Origin of the sequence: Pseudomonas sp. I8001, from assembly GCF_013385345.1 — a bacterium.
Lineage (GTDB): Bacteria > Pseudomonadota > Gammaproteobacteria > Pseudomonadales > Pseudomonadaceae > Aquipseudomonas.
In genome coordinates, this window is record NZ_JACAQC010000006.1 from 1 (window position 1) to 26,800 (window position 26,800).

Below are 26,800 nucleotides of genomic sequence, written 5' to 3' on the forward strand. Positions count from 1 at the left end.
TTTAGGCGTTTGTAAAAAAGTGACTCGCTGTAAGAGCGAAACCATAAGTGGCCGTTACCGCAGCAACGGATATGTACACCCCACCTCACCTCACCCCAACTACCATCACCGCTCCACCGGCACCGAAAGCCCCGAATTCCCAAGCGCATGACTACGCGCATCAAAAAACCGCAACTCCACCTCCATCCCCTCAAACAACTCCGCAAAACGCCGCTTCTGCTGCTGGATAAACCCCGCACTGCGGCCAAACACCGAAATCGCCAACGTGCTGATCTTCGCCTGTCGAATCGCCTGCACCAGATGCACATCCTGCGCGCCGAGGTGATGCCCAAAGATGCATAGCCCACCTTCATGGCCCAACAACTGCTCGTAACAGAACGACAAATAGTCAGAACTGCGAATGGTCTTCAGCTTCTCCTCAACCTTGCCCTCGCTGACAAACAACGGCACATCATCCAGCGTCTTGATCGTATTGTTGATCGCAAAACTGCTAAGCAACGTGCTGTCAGTGGTCGGCAATTTACGCGCCGTACCGTCAAGGTTACGCACCAGGTGCAGGCCACCATGCAGATACAAAATGCGCGTGATGTCGCAGGCAGTATTGCGCAGGTCAAAGCTCGCATCCGCACTGCGAAACAGATCATCGATGCCCGGCGCATGCAGGATCGCCCAGTAGTTGAGCAGGTCGTAATTGCTGGTGAACACCGTCGGGTAACTCGCCAGCTCCTGATGGAGGGTCGCCAGTGTCGACGGCTTCACCAGGCGCCACGGAATATGCACGCTGTGGATCGTATTGATCAGCGCTTCCTTGATCGCGTAATAGCGATTACGCGGCGCAGCCGAGCTGACCGCCAGGGCCTTGTTGACCCGGCTGGTGGTTTTCAGTGCACCCAGCACCTGCTCGAAGCTGCGGGTCTGCATCGCGTCAAACACGCTGAGTTCGGACTGGCTCAGGGGTTTTTCTTCCACGGTGCGGGCGTTTTCGAACAGTGAGTCGTAGGCAAAATCTTCCCACACTGCGCGGCTGGCGCCGTTGCCGATCAGGATCCCGCTGATGGCGGTACTGCTGCGCAAGGCGTTCCAGTCTTCTAGGTGGGCATCAAAATCCTGGGAATCCTTCATTGCGGCGGGTCTACTCGAAATCGGCTGGGCGGTGACTTTATCACGAGCGGGCGTTGATCCTGGTCAAGATGCCGCAGGCAATCGAGGTCGATGCTGTAGGCATAACGACTTTAAAGGATTAGCCACCATGAGCAGCACCTTCTTCATTCCCGCCGTCAACATCATGGGCCTCGACTGCCTCGACGAAGCCATGACCGCGATTCGCAACTACGGTTTTCGCAAGGCGCTGATCGTCACTGACGCCGGGATGGCCAAGGCAGGTGTGGCCAGCATGATCGCCGAGAAGCTTGCGATGCAAGACATCGACTCGGTGATCTATGACGGCGCCAAGCCCAACCCGAACGTCGAGAACGTCGAAAAAGGCCTGGCACTGCTGCAGCAGAGCGCCTGTGATTTCGTGGTGTCACTGGGCGGTGGCTCACCCCATGACTGTGCCAAGGGCATTGCCCTGTGTGCGACCAACGGCGGGCACATCGGTGACTACGAAGGCGTCGATCAGTCGGCCAAGCCGCAACTGCCGCTGGTGGCCATCAACACCACCGCCGGCACGGCCAGCGAAATGACCCGCTTCTGCATCATCACCGACGAAACCCGCCACGTGAAAATGGCCATCGTCGACCGTAACGTCACGCCGCTGCTGTCGGTCAACGACCCGGCGCTGATGGTCGGCATGCCCAAGGGCCTGACTGCCGCCACCGGCATGGACGCGCTCACCCACGCAATCGAAGCCTACGTGTCCACCGCCGCCAACCCGATCACCGATGCCTGCGCGATCAAGGCCATCGAGCTGATCAGCGCCAACCTGCGGATTGCGGTGCGCGACGGTAAAGACCTGGCCGCCCGGGAGAACATGGCCTACGCGCAGTTCCTTGCCGGCATGGCCTTCAACAACGCGTCCCTGGGGTTCGTGCACGCCATGGCGCACCAGTTGGGCGGGCTGTATGACTTGCCTCACGGCGTGTGCAATGCGGTGCTGTTGCCTCATGTGCAAAGCTTCAACGCCAGCGTCAGCGCCGAGCGCCTGAGCCATGTGGCACGGGCCCTTGGCGCAGATATCAAGGGTACGTCGGTGGAAGAGGGCGCCCAGGCGGCCATCGCGGCGATTCGCAGCCTGTCCCTGGATGTGGAAATTCCTGCCGGGTTGCGGGAGCTGGGCGCCAAGTTGCAGGACATCCCGCTGCTGGCGTCCAACGCCCTGAAGGACGCCTGCGGCCTGACCAACCCACGGCGCGCGGATCAGCGTCAGATTGAAGAGATCTTCCGCAGCGCGTTCTGATCAGTCCTGGCCATGGCGACGCACAGCAGTGCGCCGCCCGCCAGCGCCACGCATAACACCGCCAACGGCCAGGCCTGCTGACTCGCCAGCAGGCTGGCCACGCCACCGATCGCCGCCGCCATCAACTGATGCATAAAGCCGCTCAAGGCCATGGCGTAGGAGCCGCTCACCGGTGATTCATCATTGGCCAGGGACAGGCTGATGGGATAACTCATCGATTGGCCGAACACCGCCAGGCAATACGGCAGCCACAGCAGGATCGCCAGCCCATTCGCAAACAGGCTGCCCAGCAACATCGTCGCGCTGCCGCACATCACCAACGCCACGCCCCAACTCATCATCGACAGGCGCCCGGTGCGGGCGACGAGGCGATTGACCATCAACGCCCCCGCCAGATACGCCCCGCTGATTGGCCAGCCGAGCCAGCCATATTGCGCCGCGCTCCACTCGAAATGGCCCTGCAAAATCAACGGTGCGCAGGTGTTGAACGCGATGATCACCCCGTAACCCAAACCGCCCGCCAACGCAGGCCGCAGGAACGCCGGATGGCGCAGGATCGTGCCGTAGATGCGCCAGGCCGAGACGTGTCCAGAGGCTTTTTCCAATCTTGGAAACACCACCCGTTGCAGCGCAATCATCAAGCCGACAGCCGCGACCGCCAGCCCATAAAAGATCGCCTCCCAACCAAACGCCACTTGCAACAGCGAGCCCACAAACTGCCCGATGCCCAGGGCGATCACGAACGTCATGCCCAGCCACGACAAACCTTTGGCCAACAGGGCACCGCTGAAGCTGTCACGAACCAGCACCCGCGCCATCACCGACACACCGCCCGCACCGAGGCCTTGAACCAGGCGCAGGCCGAGGAACGATTCGAGGCTGTAGGCGGACGGAATCGCCGCACTGGCCAGCGCATACAACGCCAACGCTGCCAGCAACACCGGCTTTCTACCCAGGCGCTCACCGAGGCTGCCCCAGAGCAGCATCGGCAACGCCATGCCGATCAAGTACACCGCCAGGGCCAGCGCCACCTGGTCCTCTGCAGCGGTCAATGACAAGGCAATCGCCGGCACGGCGGGCAGATAACTGCTGATGCCAACCTGGGACAAAAAGGCCGCGCTGCAGGCAATGGCGAGGGTCGTTGTGCTTTTCAAGGGGCAAAAGATCCTGTTGAGCAGTAAGCTGCAAGCCGCAAGCTACAAGTTGCCAGTGGGTTTGTCTCTACCTTGCAGCCTGAAGCTAACCGCTTGTCGCTTAGGAACCAACCTTATGAGAGTTCTATTATTCGGCGCCACCGGCATGGTCGGCCAAGGCGTGTTGCGCGAGTGCCTGCTGGCCAGTGACGTGCAGGAAGTCGTCGCCGTCGGCCGTACCGCGCTGACCCAGGAACACGGCAAGCTGCACCAGGTGCTGCATGCCGACATGTTCGATTTCCAGCCCCTGGAGCATCTGCTGCAAGGTTTCGATGCCTGCTTCTTTTGCCTGGGCGTGTCCTCGGTGGGCATGGATGAAGCCAAGTACACCCATTTGAGCTACGACTTGACGCTGGTGGCCGCCAGCACCCTGGCGCGGCTCAACCCGCAGATGACCTTTATCTACGTGTCCGGCGCCGGTACCGACAGCAGCGAAACCGGCAAAACCATGTGGGCACGGATCAAGGGCAAGACCGAGAATGCGTTGCTGCGCCTGCCGTTCAAGGCGGTGTACCTGTTCCGTCCCGGGGTGATCCAGCCGTTGCACGGCGTACGCTCGAAAACCCCGCTCTACCAGTCCATCTACACCGTGGTCGGCCCGTTGTTGTCGCTGCTGCGCCATGTGCGACCGGCCTGGGTGGTGAGCACTGAAACCGTTGGCCGCGCAATGCTCTCGGCCGTCCGGCACGGTGCACCTCTGCCGGTGGTGGAGCAGGCCGATATCAATCGCCTGGCCACCGAGCGCGCCTAGATGCTGCACAAAAGCCTGGTTCGCCGCCTTGACCTGATCACCCTGCAATTGTTTGTGGCAGTGCATGAGGAAGGCACGCTGACCCGCGCCGCCGCCCGTGAAGCTATCGCGGTCTCGGCGGCCAGCAAGCGCTTGATGGAGCTGGAACTGGTGCTGGGCGTCAGCCTGTTTGTGCGCCAGGCCAAGGGCATGCAGCTCACGGCTGCCGGCGAGACCTTGCTGCACCATGCACGGCAGATGCTGTTCAATGTCGAGAAGATGGGCCTGGAGCTGGGCGAACACAGTCACGGCGTGCGCGGTTATGTGCGGATGCTGGCGAACCTCTCGGCAATCATTCAGTTCCTGCCCGAAGACTTGCGCGACTTTTCCGCGCTGCATCCACAGGTGAAGGCTGACCTGGAAGAGCGGCCCAGCAATGGCGTGGTCCAGGGTGTGATTGACGGCGTTGCGGACCTGGGCATCTGTTCCAGCGACACCGATACCAAAGGCCTGCCCGGCGTGACCTATCGCCGGGACAAGCTGGTGGTGCTGATGCCGGCGGATTACCCGTTGGCCTCGCGCAAGACCCTGACGTTCGCCGAGACGCTGGACAGCGACTACGTGGGGCTGCATTCCGCCAGTTCGATCAACATGCGCACCCATGCGGCGGCGCGGGAGGCGGGCAAGGTGCTGCGCTTGCGGATCCATGTGCCGGGCTTCGATGCCATGTGCCGGATGGTCCAGGCCAACATGGGCATCGGCATCCTGCCGCAAAAAGCCTATGAACTGTTTGGCCGCGCGTTGGGCTTGCACGCGGTGCCGCTGACGGATGCCTGGTCGGACCGCAGCCTGATCCTGGTGGTGCGTGACGAGGCGCAGCTGTCGCCGGTGAGCCGGTTGTTGTTCGATTACCTGCGGCGGGAGCAGGCGTAAGCAAACCCTGTGGCGAGGGCGCTTGCTGTGGCGAGGGAGCTTGCTCCCGCTGGGGCGCGAAGCGGCCCCAAAATCCAGGGAGCGCTACGCACTCCAGCGGGAGCAAGCTCCCTCGCCACAACCAGTCCTTACTCAAGCGTTCGCATTTGGCGAACGCTCGTTGCCAACTGACGGTTGGATTTCTACTGCCTGCGTCCTCTAGCCTTGGCCCCACATTCCAAGAACAAGAGGTACACCCCATGACGGCTCCCCTGAGCGGTATCAAGGTGATCGAGATCGGCACCCTGATTGCCGCGCCCTTCGCCGCCCGGCTGATGGCCGAGTTTGGCGCCGAGGTGATCAAGATCGAAGCCATGGGGCAGGGCGATCCGCTTCGCAAATGGCGAAAGCTTCACGAAGGTACGTCGCTGTGGTGGTACCTGCAATCGCGTAACAAAAAGTCCCTGGCCCTGGACCTCAAGTCGGCAGAAGGCCTGGACCTGGTCAAGCAATTGCTGGGCGATGCCGACGTGCTGATCGAAAACCTGCGCCCCGGCGGCCTGGAAAAACTCGGCCTGGGCTGGGACGTGCTGCACGCCCTCAACCCCAAGCTGACCCTGGTGCGCATCTCCGGCTACGGCCAGACCGGCCCTTACCGCGACCGCCCGGGCTTCGGTGCCATCGGCGAGGCCATGGGCGGGATTCGCTACACCACCGGCAACCCGGATTCACCACCGGCGCGGGTCGGTGTGAGCCTCGGTGATTCCCTGGCGTCGCTGCACGGTGTGATCGGCGCGCTGATGTCGCTGCTGCGGGTCAAGACCGGCCAGGGCGACGGCCAGATTGTCGACGTGTCCCTGGCCGAAAGCGTGTTCAACCTGATGGAAAGCCTGGTGCCGGAATACGACATGCTCGGCCATGTGCGCGAACGCAGCGGCGGCGCCTTGCCCGGCATCGCACCGTCCAACACCTACCTGACCGCCGATGGCGCCTATGTGGTGATCGCCGGCAACAGCGACCCGATCTACAAGCGCCTGATGCTCGCCATCGGCCGCGCCGACCTGGCCGAAGCGCCGGAGTTTGCCCACAACGATGGCCGCGCTGCCAAGAGCGGCCTGCTGGACGCCGCCATCACCCACTGGACCAGCAGCCTGCCCATCGACGAGGTGCTCAGTGCCCTGGAAGCCGCCGAAGTACCGGCGGGGCGCATCTATTCAGTGGCAGATATCGTCGCCGATCCGCACTACCAGGCCCGCGACATGCTGCTCAGCGCCGACCTGCCCGGCGGCCTCACGGTGAAGATGCCCGGTATCGTGCCCAAACTGTCGGAAACCCCCGGCGCGGTGAATTGGCAGGGCCCGAGCCTGGGCCAGCACACTGATTCAATCCTCGGCGACCTGGGCCTGAGCGGCGCCGATATTCAACGCCTGAAATCCTCGGGAGTGGTGCAATGAAAAACTATTCCGATGCGCTGATCGTGCAGGAAGTCTCGCCCCGTGACGGCCTGCAAATCGAGCCGACCTGGGTCGAGACGGTCGACAAGATCGCGTTGATAGACCAACTGTCCATGGCCGGGTTTTCCCGGATCGAAGCCGGCTCGTTCGTGTCGCCCAAGGCCATCCCTGCGTTGCGCGATGGTGAGCAGGTTTTCCAGGGCATCACCCGTCATCCCGGGGTTATCTACGTGGCGTTGATCCCCAACCTCAAGGGCGCCCAGCGTGCCATCGAGTCCCGGGCCGATGAGTTGAACCTGGTGATGTCCGCCAGCCAGACCCACAACCTGGCGAATATGCGCATGCGTTGCGAAGCCTCGTTGGCGGCGTTCGGCGATATCGTGAGCTTTGCTGCCGAGCACCCGGTGCGCCTCAACGGCAGCATCGCGACCACCTTCGGCTGCCCGTTCGAGGGCAAGATCGATGAGGACCGCGTGCTGCAATTGGTCGATGCCTACCGCGAGCTGGGCATCCAGGGCATCAGCCTGGCCGACACCACCGGCATGGCCAATCCGCGTCAGGTCGAGCGTCTGGTCAAGCGCGTGCTGGAACGTGTTCCGGCGAGCGACCTGACCCTGCATTTCCACAACACCCGCGGCCTGGGTTTGTGCAATGTGCTGGCCGCCTACGAGGCCGGTGCGCGACGGTTTGATGCGGCATTGGGCGGCCTCGGCGGTTGCCCGTTTGCGCCCGGCGCGTCGGGCAATATCTGCACTGAAGACCTGGTCAACCTGTGTGATGAAGTCGGGATCCACACCGGCATCGACCTGCCGCACCTGCTGAAAATGTCGCGGCAATTGCCGGCCTTGCTGGGCCATGAGTTGCCGGGCCAGGTGGCCAAGGCCGGGCGCAATTGCGACCTGCATCCGCCACCGGCCTACATCGCCACCTTGTAAGCCGTAACCAGACAACAAAAACAATCGGATGCCTGCGAGCAGTCCGCTGGAGAGAATCGATGAGCCTTAATACGTTGGAGGCCGGCGTGCGCCCGGCCGCTGAACACGATGCCGAAAAAGCCCTGGTCAGCAAGGTCGCCTGGCGCCTGATGCCGCTGATCATGGTCTGCTACCTGTTCGCGTTTTTTGACCGCATCAACATCAGCTTCGCCAAGTTCCAGCTACAGGCCGATCTGAGCCTGAGTGACACTGCCTATGGTCTCGGCGCCGGGCTGTTTGTGGTGGGCTATGTGATCTTTGAAGTGCCGAGCAACATGATGCTGTACAAGGTCGGCGCCCGCCGCTGGATCGCTCGCATCATGATGTCGTGGGGGCTGGCGACGGCCGCTATGGTGTTCGTCACGGCCGAATGGCAGTTCTACGGCCTGCGTTTCATCATCGGTGCGATGGAGGCCGGGTTTGCCCCGGGCGTGCTGTATTACCTGACGTTGTGGTTCCCGCAGCACTTCCGTGGGCGCATCACCTCGATGCTGTTCCTGGCGTCGGCGTTTGCCGGGCTGGTGGGCGCGCCGTTCTCCGGGCTGGTGCTGGAACACCTCGATGGTGTGCTGCAAATGCGCGGCTGGCACTGGTTGTTCTTGCTCGGTGGCTTGCCCTGTGTGGGCCTGGGTTTCCTGGTGCTCAAGCTGCTCAAGGACCGTATCGAGGACGCCCACTGGCTGACCTCGACGGAGAAGACGTTGCTGGCCAGCCGCATTGCCGTGCATGAACCCCACAAGAGCGGTGGCTCGTTGCTGGCTGCATTGCGTATCCCAGGCTTCCTGATGCTGGGTTTTATCTACTTCCTGATCCAGGTGGCGTCCTACGGCCTGAACTTCTGGGCGCCGCAACTGATCCGCAGCGCCGGCACCCAGAGCCCGGTGATGATCGGCTTGCTGACGGCGATTCCCTACGTCTGCGGCGCCATCAGCATGGTGGTGATCGGACGCTTGTCCGACGCCACCGGCGAACGTCGCAAGTTCGTCAGCGGCCTGGTGGCGCTGGGGGCGGTGGGGTTCTTCTGTGCCGGGATCTTTGCCGATCACACCACGTTCCTGATCGTCGCCCTGAGCTTGCTGGGCGCGGGGATCATCGCTTCGATCCCGACGTTCTGGACGCTGCCGCCGAAGTTGTTGGCCGGTGCCGGCGCGGGCGCTGCTGGCGGGATCGCGGTGATCAACACGTTGGGCCAGTTCGGCGGCATCGTCAGCCCGGTGATGGTCGGCCGGATCAAGGACCTCACCGGCAGCACCACGCCGGCGCTGTATGTCATCGGCGTGTGTGCGTTGCTGGCGGCGGCGCTGTTGCTGTGGGGCTTGCCTCAGAAGCTGCGCACCCTCGACAAGCGCTGATCAGCCGGCGGTCACCAGCGAGCGGGTGGGTGCGGCACTGAATTGAATCAGGGCCACACCGCCAATCAACATCAGCGCCCCGATCAACCGGGGCGCGGTCAATTGGCGTTCCACCAGCCCGAACAAGCCGAAGTGGTCCAGCATCAACGAGGCGACGATTTGCCCGGCCATCGCCAGGGCGATAAACCCCGAGGCGCCGAGCTTGGGCATCAGGATCAACGCCAGCGAAATGAAGCACACGCCGAACGCGCCGCCGCTCCACATCCACAGCGGCGCCTTGGTGATAAAACCCAGGTTGGGCAGCGGCAGGCGCAGGGCCAGGATCACCGGCAGCAGCACGATGATGCTCACCAGCAGCGAGGCCAGGGTGGCCCACAGCGGATGCCCCAGGCCGCGTCCCAGGTTGGCGTTGATCGCGCTTTGAAACGGCACCACTGCCCCGGCGAACGCGGCCAACAGCAACAAACCTACCCAATGCAACGTCGTCATGATCAATCTCCCAGAGGTTTTGCTGGACTCTAGGCTATTCGTCGCGCAAATTTAAATTCCAAGTTCTTATGCAGAACATGCAGCTGATGAATGATCTACGACGCATCGACCTTAACCTGCTGGTGATCCTTGACGCCTTGCTCAGCGAGCAACACGTGACCCGTGCCGCCGAGCGCCTGCACCTGAGCCAGCCGGCGGTGAGCCACGCGCTGGCGCGGTTGCGGGACTTGCTCGGAGACGCGTTGCTGGTGCGCCAGGGCAGCTCGCTGGTGCCCACTGCTCGTGCTCTGGAACTGGCGATGCCGCTGGCGGAAGCGCTGGCCCAGGTACAGGCGCTGCTGGAGCCCAATCGTTTTGATCCGGCGTCGGCCAAGCGCACCTTCCGGGTCGCCATGTCGGACTACAGTGCGGCGATTTTCTTGCCGGGACTGGTGCGCACCTTGCGCCGGGAAGCGCCGGGGATTGATTTGCAGATTATCCAGGCCAGTCGCGAAGGCATGCTTGACGGTGTGCTCAATGGCGATATCGACCTGGCGGCCGGGGTGTTTCCCGACATGCCTGCCGAGCTGCGCAGCACGCCGCTGTTTGAAGAGCATTACGTGTGCCTGGTGGACCGCGACAGCCTGCCGGCAAGCGGTGTACTCGACCTGCCCACCTATCTGGCGCGGCCCCACGTATTGCTGGAAATGCGTGGCAGCGGCACCCCGGAAATCGAACGGGCGCTGACGGCGATTCGCGAGCGCCGACACGTGGCTATCAGCTTGCCTCATTGGGGTGTCGCGCCGCAGTTGATCCAGGGCACGGACCTGATTCTTACCGTGTCGTCTCGCGGGCTGCTGAACATTGATCACGAACAGTTGTTGGCGGTGCCGCCGCCGTTTCACATTCCGTCGTTTGCGTTTGTGCTGGCGTGGCATTCGCGGCGGGGTGGGGACGCGGCGTTGCAGTGGTTGAATGGGCAGGTGCAGGGCGTATTGTCTGAGCGCGGTTGATAAATACCGTGTTTGTTACCGGGCCTGTTTGGCAGCAGGGCATGACGACCGTTCGTCGCACTAACAAGTTTTTTCTAAACCTTTGCCGCCCTGAAAATTCAGATTCAGAGCGGGGCTCGTTTCCCTACACCTGTTTATTACCTGGAGGAACCCATCATGAGCCGCATGGCTATCCGGTTACGCACCGCCAGTTTCGCGATGCTGCTGGGCCTCGGCGCCAGCAATGCTTTCGCCCAGTCGCCTGCCGATTTCATCGAGCAGGCTTCGGCCAAGGGCATGGCCGATATCGAGACCAGCCGCATGGCACACGCCAAGACTTCGTCCCAGGAGATCAAGGACTACACCATCGAAGTCATCAATGAACGCACCCTGGCCAATCAGCACCTGGCGGCCATCGCCAAGAAGCTCGACTTGCCGGTGGCCCCACGGGACAAGATTGTCGACAAGGCCGAATCGCTGATGCCCGAGCTCAAGGACGGCGACTCCTTTGACGCCGCCTACACCGCCCAGCAGATCAAGGCCAACGAAGACGCGATCGCCTTGTTCAAGCAGGAGGGCGCCGAGTCGGATATCCCGGAAATAAAGGCTTTGGTGGATGAGACCTTGCCCAAGTTGGAAGAGCGCCTGGAGAAAGCCCGGGCGCTGGCGTCGACGTACGGTAAGGGTCACCAGGGCGACGGTTGATTGCCTTGACCCGTTCACAAAAAACGGCGGTTGGATAAGCTCCAACCGCCGTTTTTTTATGCCTGATTCAGGTCGGTCTTGGGCTGTGCGGGTTCAGTCGTCAGCGTGGTGACGGTGATGGTTTCGCTGTCGCCCATGGTCTTGTATTCCTTACGCAACTTCTCAAGCTGCTTGCGATCAAGGCCATCAAGGCTTAGCACCGCGTTTTGTGCGTCTTTGGTGGCGCGCAGCAGTTCGTCGATCTTGATATGCAAAATGTCGTTGTCGCGGTTTTGGGTGTTCTGGATCAGGAACACCATCAGGAAGGTGATGATGGTGGTGGAGGTGTTGATGATCAGCTGCCACGTGTCGTTGTAGTGGAAATAAGGCCCGCTCAAACTCCACAGGAGGATCAACGCTACCGCCGCGTAGAACGTGCGGGCGCTGCCTGCCCAGCGGGACAGGGATTGTGAGATGGCGGAGAATTTCATGACCGTTTTCCTATAAGGGTGGGTGATGAAAATACTGACCGCAGGCGCGCTCTGAAATTTCTTTTTACAATTGAGGATCTGAACAAAGTTGTACGTTTTCCTGCTGGGGGTCAGCCGTGATCCTCCAGCGCCAGCAGATACTGCTTGGCCTCAAGCCCGCCGGCGAACCCGGTCAAGCCACCCGACGCACCAATCACCCGATGGCACGGCGCAACAATCGAAATCGGATTGCGCCCGTTGGCGGCGCCGACGGCACGCACGGCCTTGGGGTTGCCTATCTGCGCAGCGATCTGGCTGTAGCTGCGGGTCTCTCCGAACGGGATGGTCAACAGCGCCTGCCAGACTTTCTTCTGGAAGTCGGTGCCGGCGAAGTCCAGTTCCAGCTCGAAACGATTGCGGGCACCGGCGAAGTACTCCTTCAACTGTCGCTCGGTCTCCAGCAGTACCGGGCTGTTGCTGGCTTCTTGCAGGGCACCCAGGCGAACGCGATTGGGCCGCTCTTTTTCCCAGAGGATGGCGGTGAGTTTTCCGTCACGGGCCACGAGGGTCAGTTGGCCGACGGGGGAGGGCATGTATTTGTATTCGTAGGACATGGTCGGGCTCCTTGAGTGGGTATGGCTCTACTGTAGAAAGGCCGGCCCAGGGTGGAACTACGTTTCTTGCGGTCGAATTCGCGAAAGACTTAGAAGTTCCAGTAAACCCAATCGGCGTAATACGGATACCAATAAAACCACGAGAACCAGTACAGCGCCTTGAGTACCGATGCCGTGCCAATGACAAAAAATGAAGCGATGTTGAGCAGCGTGATGATCACGGCAAATACGGTTACACGCCGACTGGCATGCAGTTGGGCAAACCGGGCGCCATAAACGGAGGCCGTGATGGATGCCAGCACCAACACGAGTCCCAGCGCAAAGGGCAGCCTGAGGAACGAGAGCAGCAGAGGAGCGATCAGTACCCAGCCCAGTACCTTGCGCAGTACGGGGCTGGGCGTGCGGTGTGAGGGAGGGAGCATTGCGCGGTTCCTTGAAGTGCTGTTACCGGTCCTGTTGCAATACCTTGAGGGCAGCAGACGCAAGAAAGCCCGAACGGCTTTTTTCTTCCGGATGATGCAGGACGTATTCGTCAATGCGGTTCAGCAGATAGCCGGGCAACGTGATATTGAGTTTCTGTGCCTTGCCCAGGTACTTGGTCACATCAATATCCACCACCGCCCACGTGCAGCCGGCATATTGCGGGTTGGCGGCATGGAGGGTGACTTTCTGTGCTGTAGGAATGGGCGCACCGTCTTCTGCGAGGATCTCGAAGTGGCCTTCGATCGCTTCGCGGGCCATGGCCATGGCGTCGTCCAGATCATCTCCAGCTGAGAAGCAACCGGGAATGTCCGGGACTTCCACACCCCAGGCATGGTCCTCGTCACCGGTTGAAATTGCGATTGGGTACAGCATGTTTGTTGTCCTCCACGAACGTGTTAGCTGAGCAGAGCTTGTTTCAAAATGCTCTTTGCGGTCTTGTCCAGCAGGTCTTTTTTAGGATGGGGAATCGTCACGAGCCCCGGCTTTGTGGGGTGCTTGAAATGATGATGGCTGCCTCTGATTCGCACCAGATACCAGCCATCCGCAACGATGTGACCTATCAAATATCGGCTGTCCACAGCACCTCCTTGTGGTGTGTGTTGGTGGAGACTATAACTGCTGAAAATAAATTATCAACACTCTACCTACCAGCGGTCGATGACCGGTGTTTCTGTAGGGGCTGTATTCAGTGTATGAGCGCATGGGGACGGTGCCCGACGGAGGTATTGCGAGGTTTTTCGAGAGAACAATCAGGCTTTCTGACGAGCCTGCAGCAACTCATCAATTACCGTGAGAAATGCCGTGACCATCAAGCTGCTTGCGCCGCTACGCGTAAGAACGAGCAGCCGTGCATACGCTTCCGCGTCCACCAACGGCCGATACGTCACGCCCTTGTTCATCAAACTCTGCGTACATTCCGGCACCAGCGCCACACCTTGTCCCGCCGCCACCAGTGCAATGATCGAGGTAATTTGCCGTCCCGACGGCCCGGCCCTTAGTGGCAAACCTTTGTGCCGATAAAGCTGCTCAATGGACTGGTTAAGCCCCGAGCCATAATCGGCTGGGAACAGAATCAACGGGTACCCACTCAACTGCGCCAGGCTGACCTCGGCCTGGTTGGCCAACGGGCTGTCGCTGGACACCGCCGCCACCAGCCGCTCCTCACCCAACGACAACGCTTGCACCTCAGTCTGACCGTCCTGGGGCAGTAACCGGCTCAGGCCGATATCCAGGCGGCCATCAGCCACCTGTGCGCCCAGGCTGCCGGAGGCGCATTCCACCAGCGTCAGTTGCACATCGGGAAAGCGTTGGGCGAAGGCTTGAATCGCCTGGCTGAACAAGTCCGACAGGGCTATCGAACTGACGTAACCCAGCGCCATTTGCCCGGCGGCACCCGCCGCCAATTTGCCCGCGATGACTTCAGCGAGGTCGACCTGCTCCAGCACCGCCCGTGCGTAGGGCAGGAACGCGCGCCCCTGGGGAGTGAGCGAAACCGTGCGACTGGTGCGGTCGAACAGGCGAAATCCCAGCTCAGTCTCCAGCGCGGAAATCTGCCGGGTCAACGGCGGCTGGGCCAGGTGCAGGCGAATGGCCGCTCGGCCGAAGTGCAATTCTTCGGCGACGGTCAGAAAGTAACGCAGCTTGCGTAGGTCGAGCATCCTGGCCCCAGGGTATTGATCGGTTCGAAATCGGTATTGGTCTCGGGTGTGCGGGTCATTCTATAAAGGCCTCAGATAATAAAACGAGAGGTTTCATGAAACCGCGCCTGCATTGTGCCCGTCTTGCCCTGTTCCTGTGTGGCTGCGCGGCGTTTCTCAACCTCTACGCCACCCAGAGCATTTTGCAGACCCTTGCCGCCAACTTTGAAGTGAGCGCCAGGGCGGCCGGTTGGAGCATTACCGTCACCACCTTGGCGGTAGCGCTGACCGCGCCCTTTGTCAGCCGCCTGACCGGGCGTTTTGAGCAACGCACGGTGATCTCGGCGGCCTCGCTGTTGCTGGCGTTGCCGGCTTTGATGACTGCCTATGCCAGCAGCTTTGCCGAACTGCTGGTGTGGCGCTTTATCGAAGGCATGCTGATCCCCGTGGTGTTCGCCACCAGCGTGGCCTACATCGGTGATCGCTGGCGCGGCGGCACCGTCACCGAAGTCACCAGCCTCTATGTGGCCGGCACCGTGCTCGGCGGGTTTGCCGGGCGCTTCGTCACCGGTGTGATGACCGAGTACGTCGGCTGGCGTGAAGCCTTCGAGCTGTTGGCAGTGTTGAGCCTGATGGTGGGCGGGTTTATCCAGTTCCTGCTGCCGGGCAATCCACCCCGAATTGCGCGACCTTCAACCACCTGGGCCGATGTGCTCGGCACGCCGTTGCTGGCAGCCTACGCCGTAGGATTTTGCGTGCTGTTCTCCCAAGTGGCGACGTTTACCTACGCTGGCCTTTACCTCAGCCAAGCCCCGTTCGACCTTGGCCCGGCGGCGCTGGGCACGATCTATATGGTGTTCCTGCTGGCCCTGGTGGTCATTCCCGTTGCCGGGCGCCTGAGCAAATCCCGCCCGCAATCCGAACTGCTGACGGCGGCTGCGGTGCTTGGCGTTTGTGGCTCGGGCCTGACCTTGCTGCCATCCCTGTGGTGCATCGTGCTGGGCCTGGCCCTCAGCTCCACGGGCGTGTTCCTCGCCCAGGCCGCGGCCAGCGCCTTTACCACTGCCACCGCCCGCCACAACAAGGCCGGTGCCGTGGGCCTGTACCTCACCTGCTATTACCTGGGCGGCAGCTTCGGTGCCATCGTCCCGGCGCTGATCTGGGGGCGTTGGGGTTGGGTGGGGTGTGTGGCGCTGATCATCGGTTTCCAGCTACTGTTGTTGCTGATCGCCCTGGCGGGCTGGAAGCCCCTCCAACCTGAACTGAGCAAGACCTCATGAACGATGCCGTTGCCCTGCCGGTACCCGAGACTTCCGCCCGTCGCCGCTCGTTGATCGCCGGCTGCAGCGCCCACGCGATTCACGATGGCCTGACCGATGTGATCTACGTGCTGCTGCCGATCTGGCAAGCGCAGTTCGGCATGACCTACGCCCAGGTCGGCCTGCTGCGCGGTGCCTATTCCGGGATGATGGCGGTGTTTCAGTTGATGGCCAGTCGTGCCGCCAAACGCTGGGGACGCACGCCGATGCTGGTGGGCGGCACGGCGCTTGCCGGTGTTGCCTATCTGTTGGTGGGGCAGGCGACCGGGTTGGGCATGTTGTTGCTGGCGCTGCTGTTGGGCGGGCTGGGGGCGAGTACCCAGCATCCGCTGGCTTCTTCGATGATCACCGACACCTACGAGAGCGGTGGTGGGGTCAAGGAAGCGCTGTCTCAATACAACTTCTCCGGGGACATTGGCAAAACCCTGGTTCCCGGGCTGGTCGGCCTGTTGCTGACCGTCATCAGCTGGCGCGCGAGCGTCACGCTTCTTGGAGTGCTGGGATTGGCCGCGGCGGGGTTGCTGTGGTGGCTGATCCCAACGCAGGCAGCGGCGTCTGCTTCCGGCAAAACCGCCAGGACACTGGTAGGAAGCGGCTCCGTCAGCGGCCTGCGTGCGCTGATCGTCACGGGCACACTCGACAGTGCCGTGCGCATGGGCTTTCTCACGTTTCTGCCCTTTCTTCTGCAAGCTAAAGGCGCCGGCACTGCGGGCATCGGTCTCGCGCTGACCATGCTGTTTATCGGCGGCGCCTTCGGCAAATTGCTCTGCGGCTACCTCGGCGCACGCATCGGCATGATGAAAACCGTATGGCTGACGGAGAGCAGCACGGCGGTGTTGATCGTTGCGGCGGTGTACCTGCCGTTGAGCGGGTTGATGGTGATGTTGCCGGTGTTGGGGCTGGCATTGAATGGCACGTCGTCGGTGCTTTACGGCGCGGTCCCGGACCTGGCCGGCGCGGGTAAACGCGAGCAGGCGTTTGCCGTGTTCTACACCGGCACCATCGGCGGTGGCGCGTTGGCGCCGGTTCTGTTTGGCGGGCTGGGGGACTCGATGGGCGTGCCGGTGGCGGTGATGGTGCTGGCGGGGATGTTGTTGCTGACGTTGCCGTTGGCGTGGGTGGTGCAGCGGGGCTGCTCACTCAAATAATCGAATGATTGGCGACATGCCCCGGCTGTGCTTGCAGATCGATACCCAGTGCGTGAAGCACCTTGAGTACCGTTTCGAAGCGGGGCTTTGCTCCAGGGGCAAATGCCTTGTACAGACTCTCACGGCCCATGCCGGTATCGGTCGCGACCCGCGCCATCCCGCGAGCTTTGGCCACGTACCCGACGGCCCTGAGGAACTCCTCGTTATCGCCGTCGGCCAGAACTTGAGAAAGGTATTCGCTGATGGCTTCATCACTGTCGAGCAGTGCCGCCATATCAAATGTCGTCAGTGTTTGGCTCATGATCAAACTTCCTTTGCCAGTTTTTTTGCTCGCCGGATGTCGGCGTCTTGTGAGGATTTGTCGCCACCGGCCAGCAAGACGATGACGGTTCTTCCTCGCTGCGTGAAATACACTCGATAACCCAGACCGATATCTACGCGCATTTCCGAGACACCATTGCCTACCGTCTTTATATCGCCCAGATTGCCAGCAGATGCGCGATCGATGCGCCGGGCGATGGCGATTTTTGCGCGTAAATCACGTATTGCTGAATGCCAGGTAATGAAGGTCTGCGTTTGCTGGACTAGATAGTTCACGGATTCTCACTGTATCCATATGGATACTTGCTGGCAATAGGCATGAGCACGTGCGCGCGGCGCGGTTAGGCGCAGGAGAATGATGTGAGTAAGGCTAAGGATTCAAATGGTCTCTTGTTGCGAGCGATTGCAGTGTCGAAGTCTCTTGCAGTTGCTGGCGCCTAATCCATCAAGGATGCGATCCGCTGCGCATCCTCCGGCGTCGCCGGGTTGTACACCACCATATTCAGATCCTTGCGCCCATCGACCGCAAACACCGAATACTCAAATTCGATCGGCCCCAACACCGAATGGCGTATCCGCTTGATGCGATCACCATGGGCGCCCTGAACATCGTTTTCGCTCCACATCGCCTTAAATTCAGGGCTGCGTCGACACAGTTCATCCACCAGCGGCTGCACCTGCTCCGCCGCGCCTGAGCGCGCCGTATCAATCCTGAAAGCCCCCAACACAAACCGCGCCACGCTTTCCCAGTCGTATTGGGCCGCGCGGGAATTGGGATCAAGGAACATGAACCGCAGGATATTTCGCTGTTCCGGCGCCTGGGATCCGTAGTCCATCAACATGACCGTCGCCGCCTGGTTCCAGGCCACCACGTCCCAGGTCGCCGTACGCAGGATCGCGGCGCTGGGGTTCAAGGCATCCAGTACCCGTTGCAGGCGTGGCGTCACCGTTTCGTTTTGCTGGTAGCGCACTTCGGGTGGGCGTCCGAAGGCCAGCAGGAACAGATGCTCGCGTTCGATATCGGTCAACATCAGCGCATGGGCAATCCGCTCCAGCACTTCCACCGACGGCGCGCCGCCACGGCCCTGTTCGAGCCAGGTGTACCAGGTGGGGCTGATGTTCGCGCGTTGGGCCACCTCTTCGCGGCGCAAACCTGGCGTACGCCGTCGTGCCGATGAGAAGCCGAATGCCGCCGGATCAAGCCGGGTACGTCGGTCTTTCAGATAGCTGCCCAACTGGTTTGCGCTCATAGCCTGTTAGCCTCTATACCCTGATAACTTCACTACTTTACCCGTATAGGGCAAGCGCACAGATTAGTCTCTGAATACACACGGAGATACGGTTCATGCGCATATTTATAACGGGTGCCAGCGGATTTATCGGGTCGGCTGTCGTCAAGGAACTGATCGCGGCGGGCCATCAGGTGCTGGGGTTGTGCCGCTCGGATGACAAGGTGGCAGCGCTGGAGGCCGCCGGGGCTCAGGTACATCGTGGGTCGCTTGAGGACCTGGGAAGCCTCAAGTCTGGTGTTGCCCAGGCGGATGGCGTGATTCACCTGGCGTTCAATCACGACTTCTCGAAATTCGTCGCGAACTGCGAGGACGACCGCCGGGTTATCCAGGCGCTGGGAGAGGCACTTGCCGGGTCGGATCGACCGCTGATCATTACCTCCGGTGTCGGAATTGCGAGCACCGTGCCGGGGCAGTTGGCGACGGAGGATGGTGCGGTGGTTACCTCAGCGCAAATTCCTCGTGCAGCGTCGGAAGAAGCGGCTAACGCTGTAGCCGCGACGGGGGTGAATGTGTCGGTGATGCGTTTGCCTCAAGTACACGACACCGTCAGGCAGGGGCTGGTTAGCCCGGTGATCGAGTTGTATCGCGAGAAGGGCGTTTGCGCTTACATCGCCGACGGGAAAAACCGTTGGCCGGCGGCACATATTCTGGATGTGGCTCGGCTCTACAGGCTGGCGATTGAAAAGGCCGAGCCGGGCACGAGGTATCACGCGGTGGCGGAGGAGGGTGTGTCGCAACGGGAGATTGCCGAGGTGTTGGGGACGCGGCTAGGGTTGCCGGTTAAATCCATTTCGGCGCAAGAGGCTCAGGGGTTTTTTGGTTGGTTGGCAAGGTTTACCGCTCACGATATGCCTGCATCCAGTGCGATCACGCGCAAGAAGTTGGGATGGGAACCGGTGGGGCCGGGGTTGCTTGCGGATCTTGCGCAGTTGGAGGGCTTTTAAGGTCGAATTGCTGGAGGGCAGATTACTAATGTTTTCGAGAACGGGTTTGTTTCATTAGTCGTTGTTTCTCCAGCATTCCAACGTCAAGGAATAGCGCTTCGGCTGCTTGCTGCGTCTGAGACCGCCTGCAAGACGATGAAGCTTTTTACCTCGGCAAATACGTCCAACGTCGCTTCCCAGAGACTCATCGCCAAGGCTGGTTTTTTCCAAGCGGGGTTATCGAGAACCCGTATGAGGATGATCCGGAGCTGGTTTATTTCAAACGTATTCGGTGAATGAGACGGGCCGTTTGATCATTGTGAAACACCACGCTTGAGGCCTGGCTTAGTGTTTGCCGGAGTTGTGTGCTCCTAACACACGATGCAACTCCCCCGCGACAGCAAGCAGTTGCTGTTCCAAGGCTTCCACATCGGATGCGTTGATCCTGTCATTGATGACAGGCAAGGTTTTCGCCCGCTTTTTCGGGGCGTTTACTAGGTTATGTGCATCCTGGGAGACCAGAGCCTGGCGCAGAATGTTATTGATCACCGTCTGATAGCCCGTACCGGCGTTTTCGGCGCATGTGCGTGCTGCATCGATCACGACGTCATCCAGCATGATGGTGATGCGTGTCTTGCCTTTGTTGCCTGCAATAGCACCGCGCTTCCCTGAGCTGAAATCGTATTCGTCTTTCATGGTTCAAACCTCCAGATACTGGCGTCGTTCACTTTTGGATGCGAGCCTTGCACTGATGATGCGTACGAAATTCGGATCACGGTAGGTGTAGGCCACCACCAATATTCGATCCTTTGCATCTTTGCCCACGACTACCCAGCGTTCTTCATCGTGGTCGCGGTCTTCTATCATCAATGCTTTAGCGTCGTGAAATACCGGTTCAGCATCGGCCAGGCTTACACCTCTGTGCTTTAGCTGATTCAGTGTGTTCTTGGTGTAGTCATACTGGATTCTGAAGGTTTTCATTATGCATATTTTATATGTATAAAAAAGCGATTGATTGGGGGATGGATCTTGAGGGAAGGGATGACGGATTTCCGTCGGTCGACGCTGATGCGCCCGGTATGAGGGGGATGCTTAGTGTGTAGGGAAGGTGAGGAACCAAGGGGGGATTGTTGAGCGCAGCTATCTGGAAGAGAGATCTTGCGGCTTTGCCTACACAGCCATCAGAATCGTCCCGGTTGTACGCCTTGGGCGACGTCTTTAAGGTTCGTCAGCCGCTGCCCATCAGCGGTCGGGTTTAGTAGCCCGATTTGATCAACGGCGTATGGCTGTGCCATTTTTCAGACGTTTGAATGTCTGGTCTTTATGGTGGCTGTACGCGGGGCGCCTTTGGGCGCGCCGGTTTCGTTGATCAACCGGTCTACTAACCCGCGTATAGCCGCCACCCTTTGTTTAGTAGCTTCGGAAGGTGGTCCTAACCGAGGATCAACAGATGTGTACTGGCTCGTATAACTCACCCACATTGATTCGCCCCCCCCAATCGCTGTCGGATTGCTGGCGTTGCAGTTGGCGCTTTGACGAATGATCGGTGACGGTGATGCACGCATTTAAAGTGTTTGGCGCTGGATTTAGCGTGGTGTCGGTCTTGGCCATCGGAGTGATTTTAAACGGTGGAAATGCCTTTGCCCTGGATGCCACAAAAACCCCAGGCGACAACCTGCCCAACCTGAGCCGTGCGTACGTTCTTCAGGATTTCAATGCGCAAGGTCAGCCAGAAGAAATAGCGATAGGCGAAAATCTTCAGAACGCCTATTTCTACACAAACTGTTATCGCTCATCGGGATGCCATCAAGGTGTGCCGGAAGGAGCGCTGGTATTCAACACACCCTCGGGTCTTAACGCGACGCCCAACAGTCACTATCCCCGGGTTGAACTGCGGGCAAAAAGAGAGTTCACCGCAGGTGATGTGTTTGATAACACCCAGTCCGGCGAGCTTTACGTGGTGCAAAATCCAAGCACAAAATCGATCATTTTTGCCCAGATACATGGCGACAAGGCGGGAGGTTCGGAGCTGCTGAAGCTTCGCTGGGAAGGTGGCTCGATCGTCGCCGGGACCAAAACGCGCTATGGGCAAAAGGAGCAACGGACAGTATTGCTGACGGGGCTCGAGCTTAACGACAAGCTGAATTACAAGATTGAGGTCAAGGGCTCCGAGGGTGGCATGGTGCTGCTGGTTTCGGCTGCGGCGAATGGCAGGCAGGCCAGCCGGGAATTCGATATTTCGCCATCGGGTTGGCAGGGCATCAATCTGTATTTCAAGGCCGGGAATTACAACCAGACCGCTGAGCAGGACGGCGGGGCAGCTATTGTTGCGTACACCTCCCTGGATGTGGGTTACCAGTAGCAGTGTGCGCCGGTTCAGAGACTCCCCGGCCCAGCAACCCGCGTACAGTTTCACCCTGTCTGCGCAGTACTGCGTCAGTAATGCCGAGTAAAAAGATTCGTTCCCCCTCTCCCCATTAGCGTCCGACGTCGTTGTAAGACACTTCTCGTTGTTCGCGCCTCCATTGAAGTTCTCCACGGTGATTGCCTATGTTTGATGGCATCAAACCAAGGAGGAATGACCATGCCTCGAAGTGCCTTAGCAGAAGATGGATATCTGCATTACATGCCTCGTGTGAGCCAGACTCATTGCGTCGAAGAGCTCGCAGAATTACGTCGAGAGTTTGAACAGTTGGAGCCGGATGAGTACGCCCCGCCTGGAGTAAACAGGTTTCGACGGTATGGCAACGGAGTCATTCTTCCCTGGCAAGACACGCATGAAGGCCACTGGTTGCCAATCGTCAAAGATGGGGCAGGCCACGGACGCGCAGGTTACGACCAAGGCGGTAACAATCCGGATCACGCAAATATTCGCTACTTTCACGCGTTGAGTGATGCGGTAAAAAACAATCGCGTACTACTCGACCTGATCGATGAAGATTTTTCCCTGACGTTCTGGCAGCATCCTGGCCAGCCCCTTCCTATCTATTTTGGGGTGCATTTTGTAAAACTCACGTCCGCGAGTTCGGATCAGCCAGGTATAAGCTCACCGAACTTTTTTCACCAGGATGGAGAGCCCTTCACGTTTGCGCACTTGATCTACCGTTCTTCGAACATGACGGGTGGCATCAATTTTATTGGGCATCCGGAAATTCGAAACATGCTGTTTGAGGACGCGCGGGCAAGTCAGATTTGGGCGGAGTTTACCCTTTCGGAGCCTCTCGATAGTTTTGCCGTTCATGATCCGAAGGTTTCGCACTACATAAGCCCGATCAAGAAACTTGACGACGCCTCTCCCGGAGTCTGTGAGCGCTGTATTGTTTTGGTTGATTTCTCGCTAACCATTCAGAGGATATGACGGTGCAGGCGTTGAGCTCGGTATTGCCCATCTTGATTGCGTTGGGAATAGGCTATCTATCGAGCAAACTCTTGCTCCCGGATAAAGTTGTTGTCCGATTGGTCAGTCTGATCAGCCCTTTGGTTTGGGGGCTACTTTTTCTGATAGGCACTGAGTTCGGCGAAGTGGTTTCTTCGCCGGATGCGGTTGGGTATGTACTCAAGACATCTTCGCTTGTCGCGGTCGCAACAACAGTGGTGCCTTGCATGCTGCTGCTGGGCTTGGCGGCTTTGAGAGGGGCTGGACGAGAACCAGGCAGGGTTGCCAGTTTCGATATGCATGGCGCTGCTGCTCCTCTGAAAGAGTGCTTTATTGCGCTGCTGATGGTGGCCTTGGGCGTGTTGTTCACATATGCAGAATCAACCGTTGCAAGCTTGTGGCTTCCGCCCAGCAACGTGATGTTAATGGTACTGATCTTCTTGGTGGGACTCGACTTGTCGAGCATCAAGTTAGGTCGTGACTGGATCTCATGGGGCGTTCTATGCGTTCCGATTGCCGTGGTCATTGGCTCAATATTGGGAGCCTATGCGGTTCATTTCATCACTGGCGAAGATATCCGTTTGCTCCTGGCACTCTCGACGGGATTTGGATGGTTCACGCTATCCAGCGTCCTGGTCGGAGGGCTGTCCGGAGAAGTTCATGGCGCTACGGCATTGCTCGCAGACCTGGGGCGCGAACTGATCGCGATCGCTTTACTGTACCTGGTCGGTGGCTTCCACCCAAGGGTCGGTATTGCCGCCGCTGGGGCAACCGCTCTGGACTCGACGTTACCGATCGTGCGCCAAACCTGCCACTGCGACACGCTGCCTACCGCTCTCATGAGTGGTTTGATTCTGACGGTGTTAGCGCCCTTTTTTATAACCTTCTTTCTGACCGCATGACGTGACCTCTTACTGGAGGAAATCATGACTCCACGATTTTCAGGAGAAAAACCGAGTCTGCAACCATCAGCATTTAAAAGTCTCACGCTCGGCCCGATGCTTGCCGCGTTTGAACAGCTGCTGATGTGTATCAAAACTCAGCCCAAGGCGTTGATCCCGGTGGCTATGTTCCTGTCGCTGGCGGGGCCTGTCCGGGCGGAGCCAACGATTATGGAAAATGTGCGTGGTTATACCGTGAGTGGAGGCGGTCTGATGCGTTTTGATGCGTTGGCCTTTGATGCGTCGGGCAAAGTGATTTGCGTCGGTATGGCGGCCGATCTTGCTGGCAAGCATGCATTGGCGACGCGCATCGATGGTAAGGGTGCGTCCCTCTTGCCTGGGTTGACCGATGCGCACGGCCATATCAAATGGCTTGGAGAGTCCCTTCGAAGCATTGCTTTACGGGGCTCTCCAACACTGGTTGATACGCAGGAGAGGCTTCGGGTATTCGCTGCAGCGCGCCCCGGCGCCCGTTGGCTGACCGGCTCAGGCTGGAACCACGTTACCTGGAAGTTGGGGCGGTTTCCGACGGCTGCCGAAATTGATAAGGTCGTTGTCGATCGACCAGTGTGGCTAATTCGGGTGGATGCCCATGCCGGATGGGCTAATACCAAGGCGATGCAACTGGCGGGTATTACTAAGGACACGCCTGATCCGAAAGGCGGACGTATCGAACGGGATGCAGAAGGTAACCCGACAGGTGTATTTATCGACGCCGCTATGGGGCTGGTCGCGGATATTATTCCGCTGCCTGACGAGCAGGAGCGAGAGGTCGCGTTGCAGGCTGCATTGGAGCATCTCAATGCACAAGGCCTGACATCTGTGCACGATGCAGGTGCTGATAGGCAGATGATCAAGACGATGCGCGGTTTTGCCGATCGCGGCCGGCTTCCGTTACGTGTCTACTCGATGATCAACGGTGCGGGGGATGATTTCGCGGTGTTGTCCCAGGACGGCCCTTTGATCGGCTACGGCGATGATCGTCTTACCATTCGTAGCGTCAAGCTTTATGCCGATGGCGCTTTGGGAAGCCGTGGTGCGGCGCTGTTTGAGCCATACACCGACGACCCAACCAACAAGGGGTTGCTTTTTGAAAGCCGGCAGGAGATGAAGCACAAGATTGAGTCGGTACTGAAAGCCGGCTTTCAAGCTAATGTGCATGGCATCGGTGATGCTGCCATCGAGCAGGTCATGGATAGCTTTGAACAGACCTACGCCACAGTCGGTGGGCGCGCCTTGCGTAACAGGATCGAGCATGCGCAGGTGGTTGATGTGGCGCAGATACCGCGCTTTATCGATCTAGGGCTGATTGCATCGATGCAGCCTACACATGCTACCAGCGACATGAATATGGCTGAGGACAGGGTGGGTGTCGAACGGATCAAGGGGGCTTATGCCTGGCGCACTCTGCTTAACCAGGGAACGAAAATTGCGGCAGGGTCAGACTTCCCAGTCGAATCTGCCAATCCGTTCTACGGCATACATGCTGCCGTGACTCGCTCGGATCATGAGGGCAACCCCTTGGCTGGATGGCACCCTGAGCAGGCCATGACCCTCTTCGAGGCTTTCCGTGCATTTACGCTGGATGCAGCTTATGCAGCCCATCAAGAAGCTACCCAAGGCAGCATTGAGCCCGGAAAGTGGGCCGATTTTATCCTGGTTGATCAGGACATTTTTGCCGTCAGCCCGGCAGACATCTGGAGGACACGCGTCCTGCAGACTTGGGTTGGCGGGAAGAAGGTCTATCAGGCGATTGAATGAGCCCGGTTCGACCGTTTAATTTCCAAATCCCACCCATAAAAAAACCGGACACCAAGGACCGGTTTTTTTACACATCCCCCGTCAAAACCAGCCTGACGCAGGAGCAAAATCTGAGTGGAGCGGGTAGAGGGAATCGAACCCTCATCTAAAGCTTGGGAAGCTTTCGTTCTACCACTAAACTATACCCGCTCAGAGCGGCTGACTTTGTACCAGATGTGCTCGCGGATTTGAAGTTTTTCTTCGAAAATTCTGTGTTTTACGTGCCAACGGTCGATCGTGGGCAGGCGGCCCCCCTGGGAAATCCGGCCCGCCCACAACCCCACCGCTCATACGGCAAACGCATGCTGTGGCTGTGACGCGTGGTACCGCAACCGGCTTGGCTGCTGCTCCGGTCTCAAAAAGCCCATCAACGCCTCCCGGCTATCCCGGCACGCGGCCTTGTGCTCCATATCCAGAAAGTGCCCGGTTGCCTGAATCGTGCCGAAGGTGCTTTTCGCAATATGTTGCCCAAACAGCTTGGCATCCTGGGCACTGGTGTACTCGTCCCATTCGCCGTTCAAGAACAACACCGGTATATCAATCTGCTTAGCGGCCTTGAGGTAGCACAGCCGGTCGCTGTTGAGCACGTGGCTGATGTGAAAGTGCATCTGCCCATACTCGTGCTCGGCCAGGCTGCTCACGTGTTTGTGATTGAAGCGTTTGAACAGCGACGGCAGGTGTTTGCCGATGGTGCTGTTGACCAGGTGGCCCACGCGGTCGCGGTCGAGGTTGCCGAGGTAGTCGACACCGCGCTCCAGGTAGTCGCGCATCGGGGCGTTGATCACCGGGGAGAACGAGCTGATCACGGCCTTTTCCACACGGCGCGGGCGGTGGGCGAGGGCGACGAGGGTCGCGGCGCCGCCCCAGGAAAAGGACAGCACGTGTTCGGCGGCGAAGTGGTCGATGAGTTCCAGAAGGATCTGGCCCTCGACTTCTTTCGTCAGCATATGCTCGTGGCGGTTGTGGATTTTGGAGCGGCCAGCGTAGGGCTGGTCATACAAAACCACGTTGAACGTCGGGTGCAGGCTTTTCACGGTCTGGGCGAAAGACGCAGTGGTGGCCATTGAGCCGTTGACCAGGATGATGGTCTTGGCTGCTGCGTCCGCGCGATAGAACTCCGTGTAAACCCGATACTGACCCTGTATATCCAGCACAGCGATTTCTGGCCTCATGTCGTAAGACTCCTGGCAAGCGGGTAATGCGCGCAGATCACTCTGCACGAGCTTTGTGACAGGTAGGCATACGCCTGGAAGTGAGGGCCCATGTCGATCCGGTACTGGCTGGCCGACGGGTGTTGTTATGGCGGGCAATTTGCCGTG

30 protein-coding genes, 1 tRNA gene and 1 pseudogene are annotated in these 26,800 nt (G+C 59.5%); 16 read left to right on the plus strand and 16 right to left on the minus strand.

What is annotated here, in order from left to right:
- Window positions 1-105: 105 nt before the first annotated feature.
- Window positions 106-1,122, minus strand: a complete 1,017-nt coding sequence (locus HX839_RS03455) for a DUF4917 family protein (RefSeq protein ID WP_177066731.1) — start codon at window positions 1,120-1,122, stop codon at window positions 106-108.
- Between the two features lie 127 nt (window positions 1,123-1,249).
- Between HX839_RS03455 and yiaY the strand changes: the two genes are divergently transcribed.
- Window positions 1,250-2,398, plus strand: a complete 1,149-nt coding sequence (gene yiaY / locus HX839_RS03460) for an L-threonine dehydrogenase (protein ID WP_177066732.1) — start codon at window positions 1,250-1,252, stop codon at window positions 2,396-2,398.
- Here the strand turns inward: yiaY and HX839_RS03465 are convergent.
- Window positions 2,365-3,552: an MFS transporter gene (locus tag HX839_RS03465; protein WP_177066733.1), complete on the minus strand. Its 1,188-nt coding sequence runs from the start codon at window positions 3,550-3,552 to the stop codon at window positions 2,365-2,367. The two genes, yiaY and HX839_RS03465, sit on opposite strands and share 34 nt — an antisense overlap.
- A 115-nt stretch (window positions 3,553-3,667) precedes the next feature.
- On the opposite strand from HX839_RS03465, the gene HX839_RS03470 reads away from it, so the two are divergent.
- From HX839_RS03470 to HX839_RS03490, 5 genes are all read left to right on the plus strand, one after another.
- Window positions 3,668-4,342, plus strand: coding sequence for an NAD(P)H-binding protein (locus HX839_RS03470; protein ID WP_102604145.1), 675 nt, complete (start codon window positions 3,668-3,670; stop codon window positions 4,340-4,342).
- A complete protein-coding gene (locus HX839_RS03475; RefSeq protein ID WP_177066734.1) occupies window positions 4,343-5,254 on the plus strand; it encodes a LysR family transcriptional regulator in 912 nt (303 codons plus the stop codon).
- 239 nt (window positions 5,255-5,493) lie between these two features.
- Window positions 5,494-6,687, plus strand: a complete 1,194-nt coding sequence (locus tag HX839_RS03480) for a CaiB/BaiF CoA-transferase family protein (protein ID WP_102604147.1) — start codon at window positions 5,494-5,496, stop codon at window positions 6,685-6,687.
- Window positions 6,684-7,622 (plus strand): hydroxymethylglutaryl-CoA lyase, encoded by a 939-nt coding sequence (locus HX839_RS03485; RefSeq protein ID WP_177008902.1) that lies wholly within the window; start codon window positions 6,684-6,686, stop codon window positions 7,620-7,622. The genes HX839_RS03480 and HX839_RS03485 overlap by 4 nt, the downstream gene beginning before the upstream one ends.
- A 59-nt stretch (window positions 7,623-7,681) precedes the next feature.
- Entirely contained in the window at window positions 7,682-9,013 is a 1,332-nt protein-coding gene (locus HX839_RS03490; RefSeq protein WP_177054976.1) for an MFS transporter, read from the plus strand.
- Here the strand turns inward: HX839_RS03490 and HX839_RS03495 are convergent, their stop codons facing one another.
- The gene (locus HX839_RS03495; protein ID WP_003212086.1) at window positions 9,014-9,502 is read right to left on the minus strand and encodes a DMT family transporter; all 489 of its coding nucleotides are present in this window, start codon (window positions 9,500-9,502) and stop codon (window positions 9,014-9,016) included.
- Window positions 9,503-9,570: 68 nt separating this feature from the next.
- On the opposite strand from HX839_RS03495, the gene HX839_RS03500 reads away from it, so the two are divergent.
- Window positions 9,571-10,494: a LysR family transcriptional regulator gene (locus HX839_RS03500; RefSeq protein WP_177066735.1), complete on the plus strand. Its 924-nt coding sequence runs from the start codon at window positions 9,571-9,573 to the stop codon at window positions 10,492-10,494.
- A 156-nt stretch (window positions 10,495-10,650) separates the two neighbouring features.
- Window positions 10,651-11,178 carry a DUF4142 domain-containing protein gene (locus HX839_RS03505; RefSeq protein ID WP_003212082.1) on the plus strand — a complete coding sequence of 176 codons (528 nt, stop codon included), beginning with the start codon at window positions 10,651-10,653 and terminating at the stop codon, window positions 11,176-11,178.
- A gap of 56 nt (window positions 11,179-11,234) precedes the next feature.
- Here HX839_RS03505 and HX839_RS03510 read toward each other — a convergent pair whose 3' ends face one another.
- The 6 genes from HX839_RS03510 to HX839_RS03535 form a co-directional block, all read right to left on the minus strand.
- A complete protein-coding gene (locus tag HX839_RS03510) occupies window positions 11,235-11,648 on the minus strand; it encodes a low affinity iron permease family protein (protein ID WP_177019708.1) in 414 nt (137 codons plus the stop codon).
- Window positions 11,649-11,758: 110 nt separating this feature from the next.
- Window positions 11,759-12,241 (minus strand): methylated-DNA--[protein]-cysteine S-methyltransferase, encoded by a 483-nt coding sequence (locus HX839_RS03515; protein ID WP_003212078.1) that lies wholly within the window; start codon window positions 12,239-12,241, stop codon window positions 11,759-11,761.
- An 89-nt stretch (window positions 12,242-12,330) separates the two neighbouring features.
- Complete coding sequence (locus HX839_RS03520; protein WP_003212076.1) at window positions 12,331-12,663, minus strand: hypothetical protein; 333 nt, start codon at window positions 12,661-12,663, stop codon at window positions 12,331-12,333.
- A 22-nt stretch (window positions 12,664-12,685) separates the two neighbouring features.
- The gene (locus tag HX839_RS03525; RefSeq protein WP_003212074.1) at window positions 12,686-13,096 is read right to left on the minus strand and encodes a type II toxin-antitoxin system HicB family antitoxin; all 411 of its coding nucleotides are present in this window, start codon (window positions 13,094-13,096) and stop codon (window positions 12,686-12,688) included.
- A gap of 23 nt (window positions 13,097-13,119) precedes the next feature.
- Window positions 13,120-13,302 carry a type II toxin-antitoxin system HicA family toxin gene (locus tag HX839_RS03530; protein WP_003189411.1) on the minus strand — a complete coding sequence of 61 codons (183 nt, stop codon included), beginning with the start codon at window positions 13,300-13,302 and terminating at the stop codon, window positions 13,120-13,122.
- Between the two features lie 171 nt (window positions 13,303-13,473).
- On the minus strand, window positions 13,474-14,382 hold the full coding sequence (locus HX839_RS03535) for a LysR family transcriptional regulator (protein ID WP_102604152.1): 909 nt from the start codon (window positions 14,380-14,382) through the stop codon (window positions 13,474-13,476).
- Window positions 14,383-14,477: 95 nt separating this feature from the next.
- Here HX839_RS03535 and HX839_RS03540 point away from each other — a divergent pair, with 95 nt between their 5' ends.
- Complete coding sequence (locus HX839_RS03540; protein WP_177066736.1) at window positions 14,478-15,641, plus strand: MFS transporter; 1,164 nt, start codon at window positions 14,478-14,480, stop codon at window positions 15,639-15,641.
- Window positions 15,638-16,828: an MFS transporter gene (locus tag HX839_RS03545; RefSeq protein ID WP_177066737.1), complete on the plus strand. Its 1,191-nt coding sequence runs from the start codon at window positions 15,638-15,640 to the stop codon at window positions 16,826-16,828. The genes HX839_RS03540 and HX839_RS03545 overlap by 4 nt, the downstream gene beginning before the upstream one ends.
- Here HX839_RS03545 and HX839_RS03550 read toward each other — a convergent pair.
- From HX839_RS03550 to HX839_RS03560, 3 genes are all read right to left on the minus strand, one after another.
- Window positions 16,821-17,129, minus strand: coding sequence for an addiction module antidote protein (locus HX839_RS03550; RefSeq protein ID WP_003212064.1), 309 nt, complete (start codon window positions 17,127-17,129; stop codon window positions 16,821-16,823). The two genes, HX839_RS03545 and HX839_RS03550, sit on opposite strands and share 8 nt — an antisense overlap.
- Before the next feature lie 2 nt (window positions 17,130-17,131).
- Window positions 17,132-17,425, minus strand: a complete 294-nt coding sequence (locus HX839_RS03555; protein WP_063032679.1) for a type II toxin-antitoxin system RelE/ParE family toxin — start codon at window positions 17,423-17,425, stop codon at window positions 17,132-17,134.
- A gap of 161 nt (window positions 17,426-17,586) precedes the next feature.
- Window positions 17,587-18,399, minus strand: a complete 813-nt coding sequence (locus tag HX839_RS03560) for a helix-turn-helix transcriptional regulator (RefSeq protein WP_008437810.1) — start codon at window positions 18,397-18,399, stop codon at window positions 17,587-17,589.
- Window positions 18,400-18,494: 95 nt separating this feature from the next.
- Between HX839_RS03560 and HX839_RS03565 the strand changes: the two genes are divergently transcribed.
- Window positions 18,495-19,385 (plus strand): SDR family oxidoreductase, encoded by an 891-nt coding sequence (locus tag HX839_RS03565; RefSeq protein ID WP_008437811.1) that lies wholly within the window; start codon window positions 18,495-18,497, stop codon window positions 19,383-19,385.
- Between the two features lie 33 nt (window positions 19,386-19,418).
- Window positions 19,419-19,660 (plus strand): annotated as a pseudogene (locus HX839_RS03570) (GNAT family N-acetyltransferase); the annotation flags it as partial.
- Between the two features lie 49 nt (window positions 19,661-19,709).
- Here the strand turns inward: HX839_RS03570 and HX839_RS03575 are convergent.
- Window positions 19,710-20,060 (minus strand): BrnA antitoxin family protein, encoded by a 351-nt coding sequence (locus HX839_RS03575; protein ID WP_102604155.1) that lies wholly within the window; start codon window positions 20,058-20,060, stop codon window positions 19,710-19,712.
- Between the two features lie 3 nt (window positions 20,061-20,063).
- Window positions 20,064-20,345, minus strand: a complete 282-nt coding sequence (locus tag HX839_RS03580; protein WP_008437813.1) for a BrnT family toxin — start codon at window positions 20,343-20,345, stop codon at window positions 20,064-20,066.
- A gap of 574 nt (window positions 20,346-20,919) precedes the next feature.
- On the opposite strand from HX839_RS03580, the gene HX839_RS03590 reads away from it, so the two are divergent.
- The 4 genes from HX839_RS03590 (at window position 20,920) to HX839_RS03605 (ending at window position 25,442) form a co-directional block, all read left to right on the plus strand.
- Window positions 20,920-21,726 carry a polysaccharide lyase family 7 protein gene (locus HX839_RS03590; RefSeq protein ID WP_177066738.1) on the plus strand — a complete coding sequence of 269 codons (807 nt, stop codon included), beginning with the start codon at window positions 20,920-20,922 and terminating at the stop codon, window positions 21,724-21,726.
- Between the two features lie 222 nt (window positions 21,727-21,948).
- A complete protein-coding gene (locus tag HX839_RS03595) occupies window positions 21,949-22,722 on the plus strand; it encodes a 2OG-Fe dioxygenase family protein (RefSeq protein ID WP_177066739.1) in 774 nt (257 codons plus the stop codon).
- Window positions 22,719-23,642, plus strand: coding sequence for a lysine exporter LysO family protein (locus HX839_RS03600; RefSeq protein ID WP_177066740.1), 924 nt, complete (start codon window positions 22,719-22,721; stop codon window positions 23,640-23,642). The genes HX839_RS03595 and HX839_RS03600 overlap by 4 nt, the downstream gene beginning before the upstream one ends.
- A 24-nt stretch (window positions 23,643-23,666) precedes the next feature.
- Window positions 23,667-25,442, plus strand: coding sequence for an amidohydrolase (locus tag HX839_RS03605; protein ID WP_256344677.1), 1,776 nt, complete (start codon window positions 23,667-23,669; stop codon window positions 25,440-25,442).
- 115 nt (window positions 25,443-25,557) lie between these two features.
- Here HX839_RS03605 and HX839_RS03610 read toward each other — a convergent pair.
- A tRNA-Gly gene (locus HX839_RS03610) sits at window positions 25,558-25,631 on the minus strand.
- 137 nt (window positions 25,632-25,768) lie between these two features.
- Window positions 25,769-26,653, minus strand: coding sequence for an alpha/beta fold hydrolase (locus tag HX839_RS03615; RefSeq protein WP_177066741.1), 885 nt, complete (start codon window positions 26,651-26,653; stop codon window positions 25,769-25,771).
- Window positions 26,654-26,800: the final 147 nt, after the last annotated feature.